Consider the following 17,653-nt stretch of genomic DNA (forward strand, 5'->3'; position numbering starts at 1 on the left):
ATCATGGATCTCGCACTCGACAGTCTGAAATTCATCGACCTGACCACGTCCTCCATCATCTTTCTGTTCATCGTCGGCTTCATCGGCGGACTGGTGAGCGGTTTCATCGGCTCCGGCGGGGCCTTCGTGCTCACCCCGGGCATGATGAGCCTGGGCGTGCCCGGCACCGTGGCCGTGGCCAGCAACATGTGCCACAAGTTCCCCAAGGCCCTGGTGGGCGCCATCAAGCGCTTCCGCTACGGCCAGGTCGACATCAAGCTCGGCCTCGTGCTGGCCGCCAGCGCCGCGGTGGGCGTGCAGGTGGGCATCAAGATCCAGAACCTGATCTTGAGCGCCTGGGGCCAAGCCGGCTCCAACCTGTACGTCAGCGTGTCCTTCGTGGCCGTGCTGGTCATTGTGGGCAGCTACGTGTTCTACGACGCCATGAAGTCGCGCGCGGGTACCGGCAAGGACGTGACGCCCGCCCTGGCGCTCAAGCTGCAAAGCATCAACCTTTGGCCCATGATCCACTTCAAGACCGCCAACGTGCGCATCTCCCTGTGGTTCACCCTGCCCGTGGGCTTCGCCACCGGCATGTTGGCCGCCACCATCGCCGTGGGCGGGTTCATCGGCGTGCCCGGCATGATCTACGTCATGGGCGTGGGCGGCCTGGTCTCCTCCGCCTCCGAGCTGGTCATCGCCTTCGCCATGGGCCTGGGCGGCACCATCAACTGGGCCATGCACGGCATGGTCGACATTCGCCTCACCCTCATCATCCTTGCGGGCTCACTTCTCGGCGTGCAGCTGGGCGCCATCGGCACCACCCTGGTGCGCGAGGTCATGATCAAGATCGTCATGGGCTCCATCATGCTCATCGTGGCCGTCAGCCGCGCGCTGGCCATGCCCAAGTATCTGGCCCAGCTGGGCCTGATGGACATCGCCCCGGACACTGTGGCCCTCATGGACAAGGCGAGCTTCGTCATCATGTGCGCCGCCCTCACCCTGGGCGCGGTCATCATCCTGGGCGCCATGTTCAAGGCCCGCAGGGTCATGGCGCGCCAGGCCCAGGAGGCCTACGGCCAGGCCTAGAAAACCGCCTTCCCTTGACCTGTGGCCCGCGCCGCGTCCCATTCGGGGCGGCGCGGGCCTTTTTGCGGCCGCGGCCCGGCGCAAAGGGCGGGGAATCCCGCCTTCACCCCTCGACGAATCCATGGCGATGTGGCATGAAATGGCCACGGCGGGGGCTGCCCGCGCCGGATTCGCCAAGAGGCCTGGCGGCAGGCCCCAACGACAGACGTCAGACAAGGAGCGCGCGCATGGGCGAGGTCATCAAGGTCCTGGTGGTGGATGACGAGGAACGTTTCCGCAACACCTTGGGCAAGCTGCTCACCGCCCAGGGCATGACCGTGACCACCGCGGAGAGCGGCGCCGCGGCGCTGGAGATACTGAAGGCCGAACCCTGCGACATTGTGCTGCTGGACGTGAAGATGCCCGGCATGAGCGGCCAGGAGACCCTGCCGGAGATCAAGAAGATCGACCCGGACATCGAGGTCATCATCCTGACCGGCCACGCCTCGGTGGACATCGCCGCGGAGATGATGGCCCACGGCGGCTCGGACTATCTGCTCAAGCCCTATCCCATGGACGAGCTTCTGGGCATCATCCACATCGCCTACGACCGCCGCAAGACGGCCAAGGGACTGTAGGCCGCCGCATGCGCATCATCCGCGTCCGCCACAACAACCGCTCGTTCTACGCCGCCATCACCAGCCCGGAGACGGTGCGCTGCCTGAACCTTGAGGAGAACCTGCCGGACGACATCCCCCTGGCCGAGGTGGAGCTTTTGCCCCTGGTGCGCCCCAGCAAGGTCGTCTGCGTGGGCCTCAATTATCACGACCACGCCCGCGAGCTTGGCCTGAAAACGCCGGACGAGCCCATCATCTTTCTCAAGCCGCCCTCCTCGGTCATCGGCCCCGGCGACGCCATCGTTTTGCCCAGCTGCTCGCAGCGCGTGGACTACGAGGCCGAGCTGGCCCTGGTCATGGGCAAGGCCGCCCGCTTTGTGAGCGAGGCCGAGGCCATGCGCCACGTGTTCGGCTTCTCCTGCGCCAACGACGTCACCGCCCGCGATTTGCAGAAGAAGGACGGCCAGTGGACCCGGGCCAAGAGCTTCGACACCTTCTGCCCCGTGGGCCCGTGGATAGAGACCCAGGTGGACGACCTGCGCGGCCTGGGCCTGCGCGCCCTGGTCAACGGCGAAGTGCGCCAGCAGGGCAACACGGCGGAGATGATCTTTCCGCCCGCCATGCTGGTGAGCTTCGTTTCGCGCGTCATGACCCTGCTGCCCGGCGACGTGATCTTGACCGGCACCCCGGCGGGCATTGGGCCGATACAGGACGGCGACGAGGTCACCATCGAGATCGACGAAGTGGGCTTTTTGACCAACGCCGTGGTGAGCGAAGGCCCGGCCGACCCGGCCGCGGTGCAGTAATCCGGCGGGGCCGCATTTTTTCCTGGAGCGCTACCGCCGCACGGGCGGGCGCTCTTTTGCGCGCGCATTTTCCCCTTGCCAAGCGCGCGCGTTCGACGTAGAAGCTTCCGTTTCACAAATCACACGCTTTGGCTTTTCACTGGGTGTCCCGGACGTTCCGGGAGACGACCAAGCGCCAGGGCGGAGGAAAAACCCAGGAGGATTTATGGCTTACGTTACCATGAAGCAGATGCTGGAGACCGGCGTCCATTTCGGTCACCAGACCCGCCGTTGGAACCCCAAGATGCGCACCTACATTTTCGGCGCGCGCAACGGCATCCATATCATCGACCTGCAGCAGACCGTGAAGCTGTTCCAGAAGGCCCACGACTTCATCGTCGAGACCGTGGCCCAGGGCGGCAAGGTGCTCTTCATCGGCACCAAGCGCCAGGCGCAGGAGGCCATCAAGGCCGAAGTGGAGCGCTGCGGCATGCATTGCGTGACCCAGCGTTGGATGGGCGGCACGCTCACCAACTTCCAGACCATCAAAAAGAGCATCGACCGTCTGAAGAACCTGGAATCCATGTTCGCCGACGGCTCCATCAACAAGTTCCCCAAGAAGGAAGTCGTCCAGCTCGCCCGCGAAGTCGAGAAGCTCAACGACGCCCTCGGCGGCATCAAGGACATGAACGGCGCCCCGGCCGTGGCCTTCATCATCGACCCCAACCGCGAGCACATCGCCGTGCAGGAATGCCGCAAGCTGGGCATCCCGGTCGTGGCCGTGGTCGACACCAACTGCGACCCGGACGAGATCGACTATGTCATCCCCGGCAACGATGACGCCATCCGCGCCATCAAGCTGTTCGCCACCCACATCGCCGACGCCTGCATCGAAGGCGCCGCGGCCCTGAAGGAAAATACCCCCGGCGGCGCCAAGAACGCCCCGGCCAAGGAAACCGAAGTCGACGCGGCCGCCGAGAAAGCCGCCGCCGAGGAGGAGTAAGCCATGGCTGATATCAGCGCCCAAGCGGTGAAGGTCCTGCGCGAGAAAACCGGCGCGGGCATGATGGACTGCAAGAAAGCTTTGGTTGAGTGCAGCGGCAGCGAAGAGAAGGCCATTGCCTACCTGCGCGAAAAGGGCCTGGCCAAGGCCGCCAAGAAGGCCGGACGCGCCACCAGCCAGGGCGTCATCGGCTCCTACATCCACAGCAACGGCAAGATCGGCGTCATGGTCGAGCTGAAGTGCGAGACCGACTTCGTGGCCAAGAACGAGAAGTTCAAGGAGTTCGCCCGCGACCTGGCCATGCAGATCGCCGCCGCGTGCCCCATCTGCGTCTGCCCCGACCAGGTGCCCCAGGAACTGCTCGCCAAAGAGCGCGAGATCTTCAAGCACCAGGCCATGCAGGAAGGCAAGCCCGAAGCCATCGCCGAGAAGATCGTCGAAGGCCGCGTGAACAAGTACTACTCTGAAGTGTGCCTGCTCGAGCAGCCCTTCATCAAGGACGACAAGAAGAAGATAAAGGACCTGCTGAACGAGCTCATCGCGGTTCTCGGAGAGAACATGCAGATCGGGCGGTTCGACCGCATGGTTCTGGGCGAAGACGCCGAAGCGGACGCCACCGAGGAATAAGAAAAACAACGGGCCGCAAGGCCCGTTTTTTTTGAAACCCTGAAAAATACCGCCAACACACTGCCGCCGGTCAACGCGCGCAACCAGAGAGGAGGAACATGGACAAGCTGCACTATTCACGGGTACTCCTCAAACTCTCCGGCGAGGCGCTCGCCGGCGAACAGAAGTTCGGCATCGAGCCCAAGGCCATCGGCACCTTCTGCCGCGAGATAGCGGACGTGGCCAAGCGCGGCGTGCAGATCGCGCTGGTCATCGGCGGCGGCAACATCTTCCGGGGCATGGCCGCAAGCGAGCAGGGCATGGACCGCGCCCAGGGCGACTACATGGGCATGCTGGCCACGGTGATGAACGCCCTGGCCGTGCAGGACGCCCTGGAGAAGCTTGGCTGCGACACCCGCGTCATGACCGCCTTCACCATGAAGGAAGTGGCCGAGCCGTACATTCGCCGCCGGGCCGTGCGCCACCTGGAAAAAGGCCGCGTGGTCATCTGCGCGGCGGGCACCGGCAACCCGTACTTCACCACGGACACCGCCGCCGCCCTGCGGGCCATGGAGCTCAAGTGCGAGGCCATTTTGAAGGCCACCAAGGTGGACGGCGTGTACGACAAGGACCCCAAGAAGTTCCCGGACGCGGTCCGCTTCGACACCGTGACCTACATCGAGACCCTGGAGAAGCGCCTGGGCGTCATGGACGCCACGGCCATCTCCCTTGCGCGTGACAACAACGTGCCCATCATCGTGTTCAATCTGTTCAAGGAAGGCAACATCCGCCGGGTCATCCAGGGCGAGAAGCTCGGCACCATCGTTGAAGGGGGGAACTAGACATGCATGCAGTTATCGACGACGGCAAGAAACGCATGACCGGCGCACTCTCGAGCCTCACCAAGGAATTTGCGCGCCTGCGCACGGGCCGTGCCTCGGTGGCCCTCATCGAGCCCATCATGGCCGAGTACTACGGCAACCCCACGCCCGTGGGACAGATCGCCTCGCTCTCCGTGCCGGACGCCCGCACCATCACCATCCAGCCCTGGGACAAGGCCGCCTTCAGCGCCATTGAAAAGGCCATCATGAAGTCCGACCTGGGCCTCAATCCCGTGAACGACGGCAAGCTCATCCGCATCAGCATTCCGCCCCTCACCGAGGAGCGCCGCAAGGATCTGGTGAAGATGGCCAAGAAGTTCACCGAGGAGTCCAAGGTGGCCGTGCGCAACGTGCGCCGCGACCTGAACGAGGACCTGAAGAAGCTTTTGAAGGACAAGACCATCACCGAGGACGAGCAGCACAAGCTCACGGACGAGGTGCAGAAGCTCACCGACGAGACCATCAAGAAGTGCGACCAGGCCTTCGCCGGCAAAGAAAAAGAGATTCTGGAGCTTTAGCCCATATGGCGGAAGCTACCGGCGCTCCGGCGCATGTCGCCGTCATCATGGACGGCAACGGCCGCTGGGCCACCCGCAGGGGGCTCTCGCGCAGCGAGGGCCACCGCGCGGGCGTCCGCACGGCCAAGGTCATCATCACCCGCGCCCGCGAGCTCGGGCTCTCGCACCTCACCCTGTACGCCTTCTCGCGCGAGAACTGGTCGCGCCCCAAGGACGAGGTCGGGCTGATCTTCGACCTGCTCGTGGAGTTTTTGAAAGGCGAGCTGCAGAACATGCTGGACCAGGACATCCGCCTGAAGCACCTGGGCGACTTTGAGGGCCTGCCCTTTGCCGCGCGCCGGGCCCTTGGGCATGTCATGCAGAAAACCGCGCACTGCCGCAGCATGACGCTGAACCTGGCGCTCAACTACTCCGGGCGCGAGGAGATTCTGCGCGCCTGCCGCAGCCTGGTCGCCAAGGGGCTCCAGCCGGAGGCCGTCACCGAGGAGGCCCTTGCAGCCGAGCTGTACACCGCGGGCCAACCCGACCCGGACCTCATCATCCGCACCAGCGGGGAGCTTCGGCTCTCCAACTATCTGCTTTTCCAGGCAGCCTACTCCGAGTTCTATTTCACGGAGACCCTCTGGCCGGACTTCGACGCGGCCGAGCTGGAGCGCGCCCTGGCCGACTATCAGAACCGGCAGCGCCGCTTCGGCAAGACCGGCGCCCAGGTGACCGACTAGCGCCCCGCCCGTTTCCCTCCCGCCGCTCCGCCTCCCCTCGCCCCTTGCCTTTCTCGGCAAAGCGTGGTTGCTTGCGCCAAACACAGGAGTTGCCATGCGCCACTTGACCGCAGCCTTTGCGCTTACCCTTTGCGTGCTCTTGGCCGGCCCTTGCCTGGCCGCAGACGCCGACCTGGCCGACCCGGCCGGCGAGGCCATCCCGGCCAATGCGCCCCGCCAGGCCGACGTGCTGGAGTACATCCGGCTCTTCGGCTACCGGCAAATGCTCAAGGTGAGCGCCGAGCGCCAGCTGGACGTGGTCATCGAGCTGGTGCGCCAGTCCCATAAGGACATCGAACCCGGCGTGCTGGAGCTCATCCACAACGAATTGCAGACCGAGCTTGAGGCGGCGACGGAGGCCGCGGTGCTCGACATGGTGCCCGTGTTCCAGCGGCACCTGACGCGCGAGGACGTGGCCTACCTGCTCACGGTCGGGCGCGACCCGCGCATGCAGAAGGTGGTGGCCTTGCAGCCGCGCATTGCGGAGGATATGGATGCCGTGGGCGAACGCCTGGCCGAGGACATCACCTCCAAGGCCGCGCCCCGGATCGAGGAACGCTTGAAGAAGCTTGAGAGCGGGCAGCGGCTCTAGCCACGGCCCGAAGCCATGAACAAAAAAGGACCTGAAATGTTTGTGAGAATTCTTTGCGGCGTGTTGCTTTCCGTTTTGTTGTGCACCAACGCCTTTGCCCTGGACCTGACCCCGGAAAACCGCCAGGAAGCCCTGCGCCTCATCGAGGCCCTTGGCGGCAAAGACCTGATTTTGCAGTATGTCCGTCAGAACATCGGGCTGGTGAAGAAGTTCCGCCCGGACATCCCGGCGGACAAGATGCCCCTGGTCGAGCGCGAGATCGCCAGCGCCGTGACCGAGAAGATCGTTGCGCCCGGCGGCCTGGCCGAGCAGCTTCTGCCCGTGTTCGCCAAGCACTTCACCCAGAAGGAGCTGCGCGACCTGGCGGCCTTCTACGAGTCGCCCCTGGGCCGCAAGGCCGTGGCCGTCATGCCCGCCACCATGCGCGACGCCAAGGCCGTGGCCCAGAGCATGGCCATCGGCATGATACCGGAGCTGAACCAGCGCGTGACCGATGTTTTGAAGCGCGACGCCCAGGCCCACGCCAGCCAGTCCCAGTCCAACCAGACCGCCCAGTAGCCCCTACATTTTCCCCCTAGGAGACCCGGGAAGCCGGGCTCCTAGGCTTTGGCCTCGCGCCCGCGCAGCGCCGCCGGTATGCCCTTTTCGCAGGGCACGCCGGTTTGGCACAGGCCGCAGGCGTTGACCTTGCACCCCAGCAGCTTCTCTTCCACGTAGGGCGATGTGACGCCGCGGATATAGGCCTTGCACTTGCGTTTGTCGTGGCCGGAGGGCGAGAGCGCCCCGGCCGGGCAGCGCCTGATGCACGCCCCGCATTTGCCCGTGGCGAAGAACAGGCACCAGTCCCGGTGCCCGGCATAGGGCCTTGGCGTGGCGGGCCAGGGGGCGCGCGCCACGATTGTGCCCACGCGGATGGACTTGCCGAGCGGGGTGATGAGCCCGTCGCACAGGCCGAAGGTGCCGAGCCCTGCGGCGTGGGCGGCGTGCCGCTCCGACCAGGTTGAGGCGAAGACGAAAGGCCCGCCCTCCACACGCGTCCACTCCTTGAGCTGCACCGGCGCGCAGGCCTGCACCCCGGCCGCGCACAGCTCCCGCGCCACGTGGGCGCGCAGTGCGGCGTTTATCTCCTCCCCGAATTTGCGCGTCAGCGCCCAGCGCCTGCTGGGCAGTTCCTTTTCCTTCCTGTGGTCTTGGCGCACCTGTGCGGTCTGGGGCAGAATCCAGGCCATGACGGCGATGTCGGCGTCCGTCGCATCCGTGCCGGGAAAGCCCAGGCGGAAGGCCTCCAGGGGCGTCCAGTGCTGCGGGTCCACATGGGTCTTGTAGGATGCGAAGAGGGGGTCGTCGCCGCGGGCAAAGCCCACAAGGGGCTCGTCCCAGGCGCGTTCGGCGCTGCCGGGTTCAATGCGGTTGTTGTCGGGGATGGCGAGGTAATCGCGGACCAGGGCTTGGGCGAAAACGGTGTCGGCGGGTGCGTTGTCCATGGCGCCTCCTGGGGGGTGACGGTGTTCGCGGCGGCCGGGCGGTTTCGTCTTTACAAGAGCCCGGCGTCCTGAAAGCTGAAGTGCCCGGACTCGGCCACGATGAGGTGGTCGAGCACGCGCAGGCCCAGCTCCTTGGCCGAGTGGGCGATGCGCCGGGTGAGATCGCGGTCCTGGATGGACGGCGAGGGGTCGCCGCAGGGGTGGTTGTGGGTCACCCGCTTATAAGCTCGCTGTAAATGCTATAACAGAGTCCAAGGCAGCCCTCTCTGATTGTATACCGGTGCCAGCACGCCTGTATCTCTTAGCTTTTGGCCAGCCCAACGAACATCATACTGCCACGTGTAGAACAGATCACCGGAATCCCTGAGTTCATGCTCATGATGATTCCAGATGTGTTTACAAATCGGGATGATGTGTGCGGAACCACCAAGGTCATTAAGTGCAGCCACAACCCAATCGCAAAGGATTTGACGTGGGTCCATGCTCAAACCTCCCATTAATTGGAAGCGACAACAGGATAAGCTTGTCGGCTTCTACAAGAGCCCGGCGTCCTGAAAGCTGAAGTGCCCGGACTCGGCCACGATGAGGTGGTCGAGCACGCGCAGGCCCAGCTCCTTGGCCGAGTGGGCGATGCGCCGGGTGAGATCGCGGTCCTGGATGGACGGCGAGGGGTCGCCGCCGGGGTGGTTGTGGGCCAGAATGAGGCCCGAGGCCTGGTGCTTCAAGGCCAGGGCCAGCACCTCGCGCGGGTAGACGGGCGTCTCGTCCACGGTGCCCTTGCCCACGCGCTCCCAGGCCATGAGCCGGTTCTTGTTGTCCACCAGCGCCACCCAGAATTCCTCCACCGCCAGATGGCCGATGCGCGCGCGGGCGGCCGCGGCCACCACCTCCGGCCCGGAGAAGACCTGCTTCTCTCGTACCGGGGCCTCGCCCATGCGGGCAAAGGCCTCGGCCAGGAGCGCCCAGTGCCCGGCCAGGCTTTCGCCGAAGCCGCTCACTTCCATCAGCGCCTCCGGTCTTGCCGTGAGCACGCCGCGCAGGCTGCCGAAGCGCGCCACAAGATCCTTGGCCAGCGGCTTGGTGTCGCGCCGGGGCAGCACCTGGCCCAGCAACAGTTCGATGAGTTCATAGTCCGCCAGGGCCTTGGGCTCGTTCACGAGCTTTTCGCGCAGGCGCTGGCGATGGCCCAGATAGTGGGGCGGCGGCGTTTCCGCGGCCTTGTCGGCGCTTTTGGCGGCGGGTGATTTTCTGGCCGGGCTCATGCCGGGCGCCCGCCTGTTGCCGGCTGCTGTTGGAACAAAGCGGAGAGCTGCGCCACGTAGGATTCCAGCGTGTCGTCCGGGCGGCGCGCGCCGCTGATGACGCCCAGGTTGGCGTCCAGCGTCAGCTCGATGATGCGCGCGATTCCGGCGCGGCCCAGCTGCTTGGACATGCGGGCCAGGGCGGGCTTGTCGCGCGGGTTCATGCGCACCTTGTGCTCCTCGCCCTCGTTGAGCATCCACATTTGCCGGGCCTGCCAGGACACGTAGCCCAACAGCTGGAACAAGATCTTGTCGCCGCTGGGGCGCAGCTGGTCGTCCAGCACGCGGGCCCAGACGTCGCGCAGGGCCTCGGGGTTGGTCTCCGGCCGGGCGGCCAGGCCCTTCATGAAGTCGAAGAAATCCATGTCGCCGTGCGGGGCGATGAGATCCGCCATCTCCACGGTGACGCGCTTCTCGTCGCCCGCGGCCAGTTCCAGCTTGTCCAGCTCCAGTCCTGCGGCCAGGCCGTCGTGAGGCAGGGCGTCCAGCAGGGCGCGTTTGGCCGGGCCGTCCAGCGCAAGGCCCTTCTCGGCGGCCCAGGCTTCCAGAAACTTGGGCAGCGTGGACTCCGTGAGGCCGGGCGACTGCCAGAGCCAGGCGTTTTCCTCGGCCTTTTGCCACAGCCCGCGCTTGGTCAGAAACACCGGCACCGGAGGCTTGCCTTCCTTCCAGCGGCCCTCAAGGCAGAACACCGGCAGGACCGTGGTGGCTTGCAGCTTCAGGCCCTCGTCCAGGCGGTCCCAGACCTCGGCCTTGAGCATTTCCGCCCGGCGCAGCACAAGCACCGTCGGGGTGGAGAAGAGATTCTGCGTGGTGAGTTCCGGCCAAAAGGCCTGGGGGAAGGGCTCGTCGTCACCCCAGAAGACCTTGCGCGCAACGGTATCCGGCGCGCCCATGCCCGCGGAGATCTTGGCCACCTGGCGGCGCAGCAGCTCGGCGTCCGGGCAGATGAGGAAGCGGTGGCCTTTGCGGCTTGCGTGGCCGGTGTTCGGCGTGGGGCGGGCCGGGGGCGAAGCCATGCGGGCTCCTAGTAGTTCTCGGTCATGAGGTCGGCCATGCGGCGCACGAGCAGGTCCGTGAGCCGCTGGTCCGCGCCGTCGGCGTCGCCAGGGTAGAAGGACTCGTTCTGGCTCTGCTCGCCAGAGTCCCAGATGACCGCGCCGTCGCTGGCGCGGGTGACGCGGAAGGTGACGGTGATGCCCGCGCTGAGCTTCACGGACTGGTCCTTCTGGCCGGCGATGGAGGTGCCGCGCGTGTATTTCTTGATGACGATGGTGAGCAGGCTGGTGGCCTTGGCCTTCTCCACCCAGGTCACGAGCCTGCGGCGGTTGAATTCGTCGCGGATGAGGGAGCGCAGACGGGGCTCGATCCAGGCCTCGGTGGTGGGATTGTCCACGCGCACCAGGGTCATTTGCCGCATGTCCGGCGCCAGGCGCGAGGCCGCGTCCTCGGAATCCGGCGAGCCCATGCCCGTGAAGGTGTAGCCGCAGCCGCAAAGGGCCAGGGCCAGGGCCGTCAAAAGGGCCAGATTCAGGGCGAGCCTGCGCATGACGATTTCCTCCGGCGGGTTATCCGGCCACGACGTTGACCAGCTTGCCCGGCACCACGATGAGCTTCTTGATGCTCTTGCCTTCCAGGTGCCTGAGCACGTTCTCGTGGGTCATGGCGAATTCGCTGATCTCGTCCTTGCTGGCAAGGGCGGAAACCATGAGCTTGCCGCGCACCTTGCCGTTCACCTGCACCACCAGCTCCATCTCGTCCTTCACCAGAGCGGATTCGTCGTACCCCGGCCAGGGCATGGCCGACAGCTGGCCCTTGTGGCCCATGTGCGCCCAGAGTTCCTCGCAAATGTGCGGGGCAACGGGCGAAAGCAGGGTGAGCACCGTGGACATGGCCGAGGACAAGGCCGCCGCGCCGCCGGGAACGTTTTTCAGCGTGTCCTTCTGGGCGTACATCTCGTTCACCAGCTCCATCAGCGCGGCGATGACCGTGTTGAACTGGAACTTGTTCTCCATGTCGCGCGTGACCTTGCGCACGGAGTCGTGCTCCTTGCGGCGCAGGTCCTTGGCCGGGGCGGAAAGCTCGCCGCCCTTGGCCAGCGCGGACACAGGCGCTGCGGGGCCCACGGGCAAAAGCGCCCCGGCCTCGTCCAGTTCCTCGGCCAGGCGCCAAATGCGGTTCAGAAAGCGGAACGCGCCTTCGATGCCGGCGTCGCTCCATTCCAGGTCCTTTTCCGGCGGCGAGGCGAAGAGAATGAACAGGCGCGTGGCGTCGGCGCCGTATTTGCCGATCATGGAGTTGGGGTCCACCACGTTGCCCTTGCTCTTGCTCATCTTGGCGCCGTCTTTGAGCACCATGCCCTGGGTGAGCAGGTTCTGGAAGGGCTCGGCAAGCTCGGTGTAGCCCAGGTCGCGCAGCAGCTTCACGTAGAAGCGCGAATAGAGCAGGTGCAAAATGGCGTGCTCGATGCCGCCGATGTACTGGTCCACGGGCATCCAGTACTTGAGGGCCTCGGCATCGAACGGGGCGTCTTCGTTCCTGGCGCTGGTGTAGCGCATGAAATACCAGCTGGACTCCATGAAGGTGTCCATGGTGTCGGTTTCGCGCCGGGCTGGGCCGCCGCACTTGGGGCAGGTGGCGTTGACGAAGCTTTCCAGCAGGGGCAGGGGCGAGCGGCCGTCGGCGCGGGCCTGGGCGTCCTCGGGCAGGCGCACGGGCAGTTGGTCGAAGGGCACGGGCACGATGCCGCACTTCTCGCAGTGCACCACGGGAATGGGCGCGCCCCAGAAGCGCTGGCGCGAAATGCCCCAGTCGCGCAGGCGGTAGTTCACCGTGGGCTTGGCCAGGCCGTTTTTCGCCAGGTGCTCGATGATGACGGCTTTGGCCTGCTGGTTCTGCAGCCCGTCGAATTGGCCGGAATTCACCAGCACGCCGGGGTCGGAATAGGCGGACTCCATGGCGGCGGGGTCGAGGGTTTCGCCCTTGGGCTCGATGACCACCTGCATGGGCAGGTTGTACTTGCGGGCGAACTCGAAGTCGCGCTGGTCGTGGGCTGGCACGGCCATGACCGCGCCGGTGCCGTAGCCCATGAGCACGAAGTTGGCCACGTGGATGGGCATGTCCTTGCCCGTGATGGGGTTGACGCAGTATGCGCCGGTGAACACGCCCTCCTTCTCCAGGTCGTCGGCCCCGCGCTTGATGCGGTCCATGTTGGCGACCTCGCGGCAGAAGGCGCGCACCTTCTCGGCCTCGGGGCTGTTCTTGATGAGCTTCTCGACCATGGGATGCTCGGCGGCCAGGCTCATGAAGGTGGCGCCGCAGAGGGTGTCGGGCCGGGTGGTGAAAACCTCGATGGTCTCGCTGGAATCCTTCACCTGGAACGTGATCTGCGCGCCCACGCTTTTGCCGATCCAGTTCTCCTGCATGGTGATGACGCGGTCGGGCCAGCTGCCCTCAAGCATCTTGAGGTCCTGCAAAAGCTCTTCGGCGTAGGCGGTGATCTTGAGGAACCACTGCTCCAGCTGCTTCTGCTCCACAAGACCGTCGCAGCGCCAGCAGCGGCCTTCCTCCACCTGCTCGTTGGCAAGCACGGTGTTGCAGCTCTCGCACCAGTTCACGGGCGAGTTCTTGCGGTACACCAGGCCCTTTTCCAGCAGCTGGATGAAGAAGCGCTGCTCCCACTTGTAGTATTCCGGGCGGCAGGTGGCGATTTCGCGCCGCCAGTCGTAGGAATAGCCCAGGCGGCGGAGCTGGGTGCGCATGTCGGCGATGTTGGAGTAGGTCCAGGCGGCCGGGTGCGTCTTGTTCTTTATGGCCGCGTTCTCGGCGGGCAGGCCGAAGGCGTCCCAGCCCATGGGGTGCAGCACGTTGTGGCCGCGCATGCGCTTGTACCGGGCGACAACGTCGCCGATGGAGTAGTTGCGCACGTGCCCCATGTGGATCTTGCCGGAGGGGTAGGGGAACATTTCGAGCACATAGTACTTGGGCCGCGAGGGATCGACCTCCACCTCGAAGCAGCGGTTGTCGTTCCATTTCTTCTGCCAGTTCTGCTCAACCTGCTGCGGATCGTACTTGCCGAAGCCCATCTCTCGTATGCCTCCCCTTGAAGCGTGCGGCTATTTGGCCGCGTCGGCCTTGGTCTCGGCCTTTTTGTCGATTTTCTTTTCGGTCTTCTTGTCGATCTTCTTGTCCACGTCGCCGAAGCGGCCCTGGTCCACGGCCTTGGCCACGGAGTCCAGAATGCCGTTGACGAAGGCGCGGGAGTTCTCGTCGCCGAAGCTTTTGGCCAGCTCGATGGCCTCGTTGATGGCCACCTTGAGCGGAATGTCCTGGCGGTGCAGAATCTCGTAAAGGGAGAGGCGCAGAATCGCCAGCTCCACCTTGCCGATGCGCCCGATCTTCCAGTGGTCGGAATGTTTGCCGATGACTTTGTCGATGTCGGCCATGTGCTCGCAGGCGCCCATGACCAGCTGCGACGCGAAGGCCACGGCCTCCTCGCTCTCGCAGTCCTCGACGGCTGGGTTTCTTGCAAACGCGCGCCGCAGCGCGGATTGTTCTTCCTGGGGGTCGAAGCCGAGGCCGAAAATGACCTGGAAGGCCAACGTGCGGCCTTGGCGGCGCGATCCTTTGCTCTTGTCCGTTACTGTCACCGGGTGCTCCTGCCGGGGGCCTTTGCGGTCCGCCCGGAAATGCGCCGCTTGCGCGGGCGCTTGTGCTTTTAGATCTGCGACGCGACGCGGGCGGTCTCGAGCATGGCCATGGCGGCGTCCACGCCCTTGTTGCCGGCCTTGCTGCCCGCGCGTTCAATGGCCTGCTCCAGGTTGTCCGTGGTGAGCACGCCGAAGCCCAGCGGAATGCCGAATTCCAGGCTGACCATGGCCAGGCCCTTGGCGCATTCGTTGGCCACGAAGTCGAAGTGCGGGGTGGCGCCGCGGATGACCGCGCCCACGCAGACGATGCCGTCGTATTTGCCCGTGGCGGCCAGCTTTTTGGCAATGAGCGGCATCTCGAAAGCGCCGGGGATCTTTACCAGGGTCAGGTCCTCGCGGCTGGCGCCGTGGCGGGTCAGGGCGTCCACCGCGCCGCCGATGAGCTTGTCGACGATGAAGTCGTTGAAGCGGCTGGCGATGATGGCCACTTTGAGGCCCTTGGCGTCGAGCTGTCCCTCGATGGTCTTGATGTGGTGCATGGTCGTCTCCTTCTCGGAAGATATGGTGCGGATGGCCGGGGCTATTTCGCCGTCTCGCTGAAGGTCAGCATGTGGCCCATTTTCTCTTTCTTGGTGTGCAGGTAGCGCTCGTTCACGGAGCAGGCGGCCATCTCGATGGGCACGCGCTCCACGACCTTGAGGCCGTAGCCCTCAAGCCCCACTATCTTCTTGGGGTTGTTGGTCATGAGCCGCATTTGGCACACGCCGAGGGAAACCAGGATCTGCGCGCCGGTGCCGTATTCGCGCAGGTCGGGCTTGAAGCCCAGCTTCACATTGGCCTCGACCGTGTCGTAGCCCTCGTCCTGCAGGTGGTATGCGCGGATCTTGTTGCCCAGGCCGATTCCCCGGCCCTCTTGGCGCATGTAGAGCAGCACGCCCGCGCCCTCTTTCTCGATCATGCACATGGCCGCGGCGAGCTGGTCGCCGCAGTCGCAGCGCATGGAGCCGAACACGTCGCCGGTGAGGCATTCGCTGTGCACGCGCACCAGCACGGGCTTGTCCGGGCTGATGTCGCCCTTGAAGAGCGCGATGTGCGTGCGGCCGTCGGCCTCGGAGTGGAAGGCCGAGGTCTTGAAGTGGCCCCAGCGGGTGGGCATGTCGGCCTCGGCGATCTTGGTGATGGCCTTGCCGCCGAACTTCATGCGGTGTTTGATGAGATCGGCCACGGAGCAGATTTTGAGCCCGTGCTCGGCCGCGAATATCTCCAGGTCCGGCATGCGGGCCATCTCGCCGTCGTCGCGCATGATCTCGCAGATGACGCCGGCGGGCTTCATGCCGGAGAGGCGGGCGATGTCCACGCTGCCTTCGGTCTGGCCGGCGCGCACCAGCACGCCGCCGCTGCGCGCGCGCAACGGGAACACGTGGCCGGGGGTCACGATGTCGTGGGGCTTCACGCCGTCGGCCACGGCCGTCAAGATGGTGCGGCTGCGGTCAAAGGCGGAAATGCCGGTGGTGACCCCTTCGCGCGCCTCGATGGAGACGGTGAAGTTGGTGCCGAACTTGGACTCGTTCGACTGGGCCATGAGCGGCAGCTCCAGGCGGTCGATCATCGCCGGCTCCATGGCCAGGCAGATGAGGCCGCGTCCGAACTTGGCCATGAAATTGATGATTTCTGGGGTGGTCTTTTCCGCGGCGACGACCAGGTCGCCCTCGTTCTCGCGGTCTTCGTCGTCCACCATGATGACCATCCGGCCCTGCCGGATGTCCTCGATGGCTTCCTCAATGGTGCACAGGGGCATGGATGAACCTCTCTCTTGGGGGCGCGGGGCGGCCTTTGGGCAGCCGGGCCGGATTCTCAAACAACGGAATCTGTTCGTCTACCTCAAAACGCGGCGGCTGTGAAGGGCGAAAATGATCGTTGTAAATCAGCGTGTTGTGCCGCGAGCACGCGGTCTTTTGCCGTGTACGCAGCTTGCCGGCGAACCTGTGGGGCACCGGCTGCAAGAAAAATACGGCACCCCTCTTTACGTAGAAAATTAAATATGCAATGGCACGACAAAGGGTCGTTTCAGGGTGGCTGGCGCAAGGCGAGCCGCCCGGAGGCTTTGGGCTGGCCTTTTCTCTTTCTCGCCCTCCGGGACCTGACGCCGCCGCGCCGTTTGGCGCGCGGCCCGCGTTGTCCAACCACAACCAGGGGGGAAGCATGAACAAGTTTGCAGTGTCGTGTTGCATCGTTGCCGCCATCGTGTTTGCCGGGTGCGCCCGGCTGGACTTTGGCGAGGACAGAGGCCTGACATATTATGAGGCCAAGCCGTTTCTTTTTGTCTCCACCAACAAGGATTGCGTTTCCTCGGCGACGGTCCTGATGCTTCCAGCCGAAAAGCGTCAGGTGCGCTTTGTGTCCGGCTACGGCACGTCGGACCTTTCCGTGGCGCTCAGCAACGGCATGATCACCAATGTCGGGCAGAAGACCGACGCGAAGATCCCAGAGACCATGACGAGCCTTGCAGGGCTTGCCACCGCTTCGGTCGGCGTTCTTGCCCTGACCAAGGGCGTGAAGGCTGAAGCCGGTTGTCCGGTCCAGGCGCACCTGTACCCGGTGGAGGGAGGGTTGCCGAATTTGCAGAAGCCCATTGTGATTCCATTGAACCAGTAGACCGGGCCTTGCGGCTCGACCGCGTCTGCCGGGCGGAGCGCCTCCCTACCCGGCAGACGCGGTCTTGCTGCGACCTCGCGCCGAATGTATGCTTTGCACGGCTTCATAATATCAAGACGCGAGGTTCCCCATGTCTGACGCGCTCCTCCTCATCGACATCCAGAACGACTACTTTCCCGGCGGGCGCATGGAGCTCGTCGGCGCGGATAAGGCCGGCCAAGCCGCATCGCGCGTGCTGGCGCGCTTCCGCACCGCCGGACTGCCCGTGGTGCACATACGGCACGAGAGCGTGCGCCCCGGCTCCACGTTCTTTCTGCCCGGCACCGAGGGCGCGGCGATCCATCCTTGCGTGGCTCCGCTGCCCGGCGAGGCCGTCATCCTGAAGCACTATCCCAGCGCCTTCCGCGAGACGGCGCTGCTGGAGCACCTGCGTGGGCTTGCCGCCACGCGGCTCACCGTTTGCGGCATGATGACGCACATGTGCGTGGACACCACCGTGCGCGCCGCCTTCGACCTGGGCTTTGAGTGCCAGCTGGTGGCCGACGCCTGCGCCACGCGCGACTTGGCCTTTGACGGCCGCGCTGCGGCGGCGGCCGAGGTGCAGGTCTCGTTCATGGCGGCGCTGGGATCGGTGTTCGCGCAGGTCGTCAACGCCGCCGACGTGAAGCTGCCGTAAGCGAAGGCCGGGAGGCCGGGCTCTCTCCTCGATTTACCGGGAGGCTCCGCCTCCCGCGCCCTCCGCCGGGGGGAATGA

General features: G+C 65.1%; 21 protein-coding genes. 12 read left to right on the forward strand and 9 right to left on the reverse strand.

Annotated elements, in window-relative coordinates:
* The first annotated feature begins 3 nt into the window (after positions 1-3).
* The 10 genes from ACYQ4W_RS02140 to ACYQ4W_RS02185 all read left to right on the forward strand — a co-directional run bounded on the left by ACYQ4W_RS02140 (position 4) and on the right by ACYQ4W_RS02185 (position 7,368).
* Positions 4-1,068, forward strand: coding sequence for a sulfite exporter TauE/SafE family protein (locus ACYQ4W_RS02140; protein WP_459852264.1), 1,065 nt, complete (start codon positions 4-6; stop codon positions 1,066-1,068).
* Positions 1,069-1,295: 227 nt separating this feature from the next.
* Entirely contained in the window at positions 1,296-1,685 is a 390-nt protein-coding gene (locus tag ACYQ4W_RS02145; RefSeq protein WP_459852266.1) for a response regulator, read from the forward strand.
* An 8-nt stretch (positions 1,686-1,693) separates the two neighbouring features.
* Positions 1,694-2,470, forward strand: coding sequence for a fumarylacetoacetate hydrolase family protein (locus tag ACYQ4W_RS02150; RefSeq protein ID WP_459852268.1), 777 nt, complete (start codon positions 1,694-1,696; stop codon positions 2,468-2,470).
* 205 nt (positions 2,471-2,675) lie between these two features.
* Positions 2,676-3,452: a 30S ribosomal protein S2 gene (gene rpsB, locus ACYQ4W_RS02155; protein ID WP_459852270.1), complete on the forward strand. Its 777-nt coding sequence runs from the start codon at positions 2,676-2,678 to the stop codon at positions 3,450-3,452.
* Between the two features lie 3 nt (positions 3,453-3,455).
* A complete protein-coding gene (gene tsf, locus ACYQ4W_RS02160) occupies positions 3,456-4,079 on the forward strand; it encodes a translation elongation factor Ts (RefSeq protein ID WP_459852272.1) in 624 nt (207 codons plus the stop codon).
* Between the two features lie 98 nt (positions 4,080-4,177).
* Entirely contained in the window at positions 4,178-4,900 is a 723-nt protein-coding gene (gene pyrH / locus ACYQ4W_RS02165; RefSeq protein WP_459852274.1) for a UMP kinase, read from the forward strand.
* Between the two features lie 2 nt (positions 4,901-4,902).
* Entirely contained in the window at positions 4,903-5,457 is a 555-nt protein-coding gene (gene frr / locus ACYQ4W_RS02170) for a ribosome recycling factor (RefSeq protein WP_459852276.1), read from the forward strand.
* 5 nt (positions 5,458-5,462) lie between these two features.
* Positions 5,463-6,179, forward strand: coding sequence for a polyprenyl diphosphate synthase (uppS, locus tag ACYQ4W_RS02175; RefSeq protein ID WP_459852278.1), 717 nt, complete (start codon positions 5,463-5,465; stop codon positions 6,177-6,179).
* A gap of 94 nt (positions 6,180-6,273) precedes the next feature.
* Positions 6,274-6,810, forward strand: coding sequence for a DUF2059 domain-containing protein (locus ACYQ4W_RS02180; protein ID WP_459852280.1), 537 nt, complete (start codon positions 6,274-6,276; stop codon positions 6,808-6,810).
* 36 nt (positions 6,811-6,846) lie between these two features.
* Entirely contained in the window at positions 6,847-7,368 is a 522-nt protein-coding gene (locus ACYQ4W_RS02185) for a DUF2059 domain-containing protein (protein WP_459852282.1), read from the forward strand.
* A 41-nt stretch (positions 7,369-7,409) separates the two neighbouring features.
* Here ACYQ4W_RS02185 and ACYQ4W_RS02190 read toward each other — a convergent pair whose 3' ends face one another.
* The 9 genes from ACYQ4W_RS02190 to ACYQ4W_RS02230 all read right to left on the reverse strand — a co-directional run bounded on the left by ACYQ4W_RS02190 (position 7,410) and on the right by ACYQ4W_RS02230 (position 16,042).
* Positions 7,410-8,294 (reverse strand): 4Fe-4S ferredoxin, encoded by an 885-nt coding sequence (locus ACYQ4W_RS02190; RefSeq protein WP_459852284.1) that lies wholly within the window; start codon positions 8,292-8,294, stop codon positions 7,410-7,412.
* A gap of 50 nt (positions 8,295-8,344) precedes the next feature.
* Positions 8,345-8,509 (reverse strand): JAB domain-containing protein, encoded by a 165-nt coding sequence (locus tag ACYQ4W_RS02195; protein ID WP_459852286.1) that lies wholly within the window; start codon positions 8,507-8,509, stop codon positions 8,345-8,347.
* A 318-nt stretch (positions 8,510-8,827) separates the two neighbouring features.
* Positions 8,828-9,556 (reverse strand): RadC family protein, encoded by a 729-nt coding sequence (radC, locus tag ACYQ4W_RS02200; protein ID WP_459852289.1) that lies wholly within the window; start codon positions 9,554-9,556, stop codon positions 8,828-8,830.
* Positions 9,553-10,614, reverse strand: a complete 1,062-nt coding sequence (locus ACYQ4W_RS02205; protein ID WP_459852291.1) for a DNA polymerase III subunit delta — start codon at positions 10,612-10,614, stop codon at positions 9,553-9,555. Before ACYQ4W_RS02205 ends, radC begins: the two co-directional genes overlap by 4 nt.
* An 8-nt stretch (positions 10,615-10,622) precedes the next feature.
* Positions 10,623-11,144, reverse strand: a complete 522-nt coding sequence (gene lptE / locus ACYQ4W_RS02210) for an LPS assembly lipoprotein LptE (protein WP_459852293.1) — start codon at positions 11,142-11,144, stop codon at positions 10,623-10,625.
* A gap of 19 nt (positions 11,145-11,163) precedes the next feature.
* Complete coding sequence (leuS, locus tag ACYQ4W_RS02215; protein ID WP_459852295.1) at positions 11,164-13,680, reverse strand: leucine--tRNA ligase; 2,517 nt, start codon at positions 13,678-13,680, stop codon at positions 11,164-11,166.
* A 30-nt stretch (positions 13,681-13,710) separates the two neighbouring features.
* Entirely contained in the window at positions 13,711-14,244 is a 534-nt protein-coding gene (gene nusB, locus ACYQ4W_RS02220; RefSeq protein ID WP_459852298.1) for a transcription antitermination factor NusB, read from the reverse strand.
* 68 nt (positions 14,245-14,312) lie between these two features.
* Entirely contained in the window at positions 14,313-14,783 is a 471-nt protein-coding gene (gene ribH / locus ACYQ4W_RS02225) for a 6,7-dimethyl-8-ribityllumazine synthase (RefSeq protein WP_459852300.1), read from the reverse strand.
* A 41-nt stretch (positions 14,784-14,824) separates the two neighbouring features.
* The gene (locus ACYQ4W_RS02230) at positions 14,825-16,042 is read right to left on the reverse strand and encodes a bifunctional 3,4-dihydroxy-2-butanone-4-phosphate synthase/GTP cyclohydrolase II (protein WP_459852302.1); all 1,218 of its coding nucleotides are present in this window, start codon (positions 16,040-16,042) and stop codon (positions 14,825-14,827) included.
* Positions 16,043-16,446: 404 nt separating this feature from the next.
* Here ACYQ4W_RS02230 and ACYQ4W_RS02235 point away from each other — a divergent pair, with 404 nt between their 5' ends.
* Both ACYQ4W_RS02235 and ACYQ4W_RS02240 read left to right on the forward strand, forming a co-directional pair.
* On the forward strand, positions 16,447-16,899 hold the full coding sequence (locus ACYQ4W_RS02235; RefSeq protein WP_459852305.1) for a hypothetical protein: 453 nt from the start codon (positions 16,447-16,449) through the stop codon (positions 16,897-16,899).
* A gap of 130 nt (positions 16,900-17,029) precedes the next feature.
* Complete coding sequence (locus ACYQ4W_RS02240; RefSeq protein WP_459852307.1) at positions 17,030-17,575, forward strand: cysteine hydrolase family protein; 546 nt, start codon at positions 17,030-17,032, stop codon at positions 17,573-17,575.
* Positions 17,576-17,653 lie beyond the last annotated feature (78 nt).

It is taken from the genome of Humidesulfovibrio idahonensis, from assembly GCF_054657715.1.

Bases quoted from the DNA above. Each gene is read 5' to 3' on its own strand.
- ACYQ4W_RS02150 (WP_459852268.1), top strand. From the start codon at position 1,694: ATGCGCATCATCCGCGTCCGCCACAACAACCGCTCGTTCTACGCCGCC.
- ACYQ4W_RS02205 (WP_459852291.1), bottom strand. From the start codon at position 10,614: ATGGCTTCGCCCCCGGCCCGCCCCACGCCGAACACCGGCCACGCAAGC.
- ACYQ4W_RS02230 (WP_459852302.1), bottom strand. From the start codon at position 16,042: ATGCCCCTGTGCACCATTGAGGAAGCCATCGAGGACATCCGGCAGGGC.
- lptE (WP_459852293.1), bottom strand. From the start codon at position 11,144: ATGCGCAGGCTCGCCCTGAATCTGGCCCTTTTGACGGCCCTGGCCCTG.
- ACYQ4W_RS02145 (WP_459852266.1), top strand. From the start codon at position 1,296: ATGGGCGAGGTCATCAAGGTCCTGGTGGTGGATGACGAGGAACGTTTC.
- uppS (WP_459852278.1), top strand. From the start codon at position 5,463: ATGGCGGAAGCTACCGGCGCTCCGGCGCATGTCGCCGTCATCATGGAC.
- ACYQ4W_RS02235 (WP_459852305.1), top strand. From the start codon at position 16,447: ATGAACAAGTTTGCAGTGTCGTGTTGCATCGTTGCCGCCATCGTGTTT.
- rpsB (WP_459852270.1), top strand. From the start codon at position 2,676: ATGGCTTACGTTACCATGAAGCAGATGCTGGAGACCGGCGTCCATTTC.
- ACYQ4W_RS02180 (WP_459852280.1), top strand. From the start codon at position 6,274: ATGCGCCACTTGACCGCAGCCTTTGCGCTTACCCTTTGCGTGCTCTTG.
- leuS (WP_459852295.1), bottom strand. From the start codon at position 13,680: ATGGGCTTCGGCAAGTACGATCCGCAGCAGGTTGAGCAGAACTGGCAG.
- ribH (WP_459852300.1), bottom strand. From the start codon at position 14,783: ATGCACCACATCAAGACCATCGAGGGACAGCTCGACGCCAAGGGCCTC.
- pyrH (WP_459852274.1), top strand. From the start codon at position 4,178: ATGGACAAGCTGCACTATTCACGGGTACTCCTCAAACTCTCCGGCGAG.
- radC (WP_459852289.1), bottom strand. From the start codon at position 9,556: ATGAGCCCGGCCAGAAAATCACCCGCCGCCAAAAGCGCCGACAAGGCC.
- tsf (WP_459852272.1), top strand. From the start codon at position 3,456: ATGGCTGATATCAGCGCCCAAGCGGTGAAGGTCCTGCGCGAGAAAACC.
- ACYQ4W_RS02185 (WP_459852282.1), top strand. From the start codon at position 6,847: ATGTTTGTGAGAATTCTTTGCGGCGTGTTGCTTTCCGTTTTGTTGTGC.
- frr (WP_459852276.1), top strand. From the start codon at position 4,903: ATGCATGCAGTTATCGACGACGGCAAGAAACGCATGACCGGCGCACTC.
- ACYQ4W_RS02190 (WP_459852284.1), bottom strand. From the start codon at position 8,294: ATGGACAACGCACCCGCCGACACCGTTTTCGCCCAAGCCCTGGTCCGC.
- ACYQ4W_RS02240 (WP_459852307.1), top strand. From the start codon at position 17,030: ATGTCTGACGCGCTCCTCCTCATCGACATCCAGAACGACTACTTTCCC.
- ACYQ4W_RS02140 (WP_459852264.1), top strand. From the start codon at position 4: ATGGATCTCGCACTCGACAGTCTGAAATTCATCGACCTGACCACGTCC.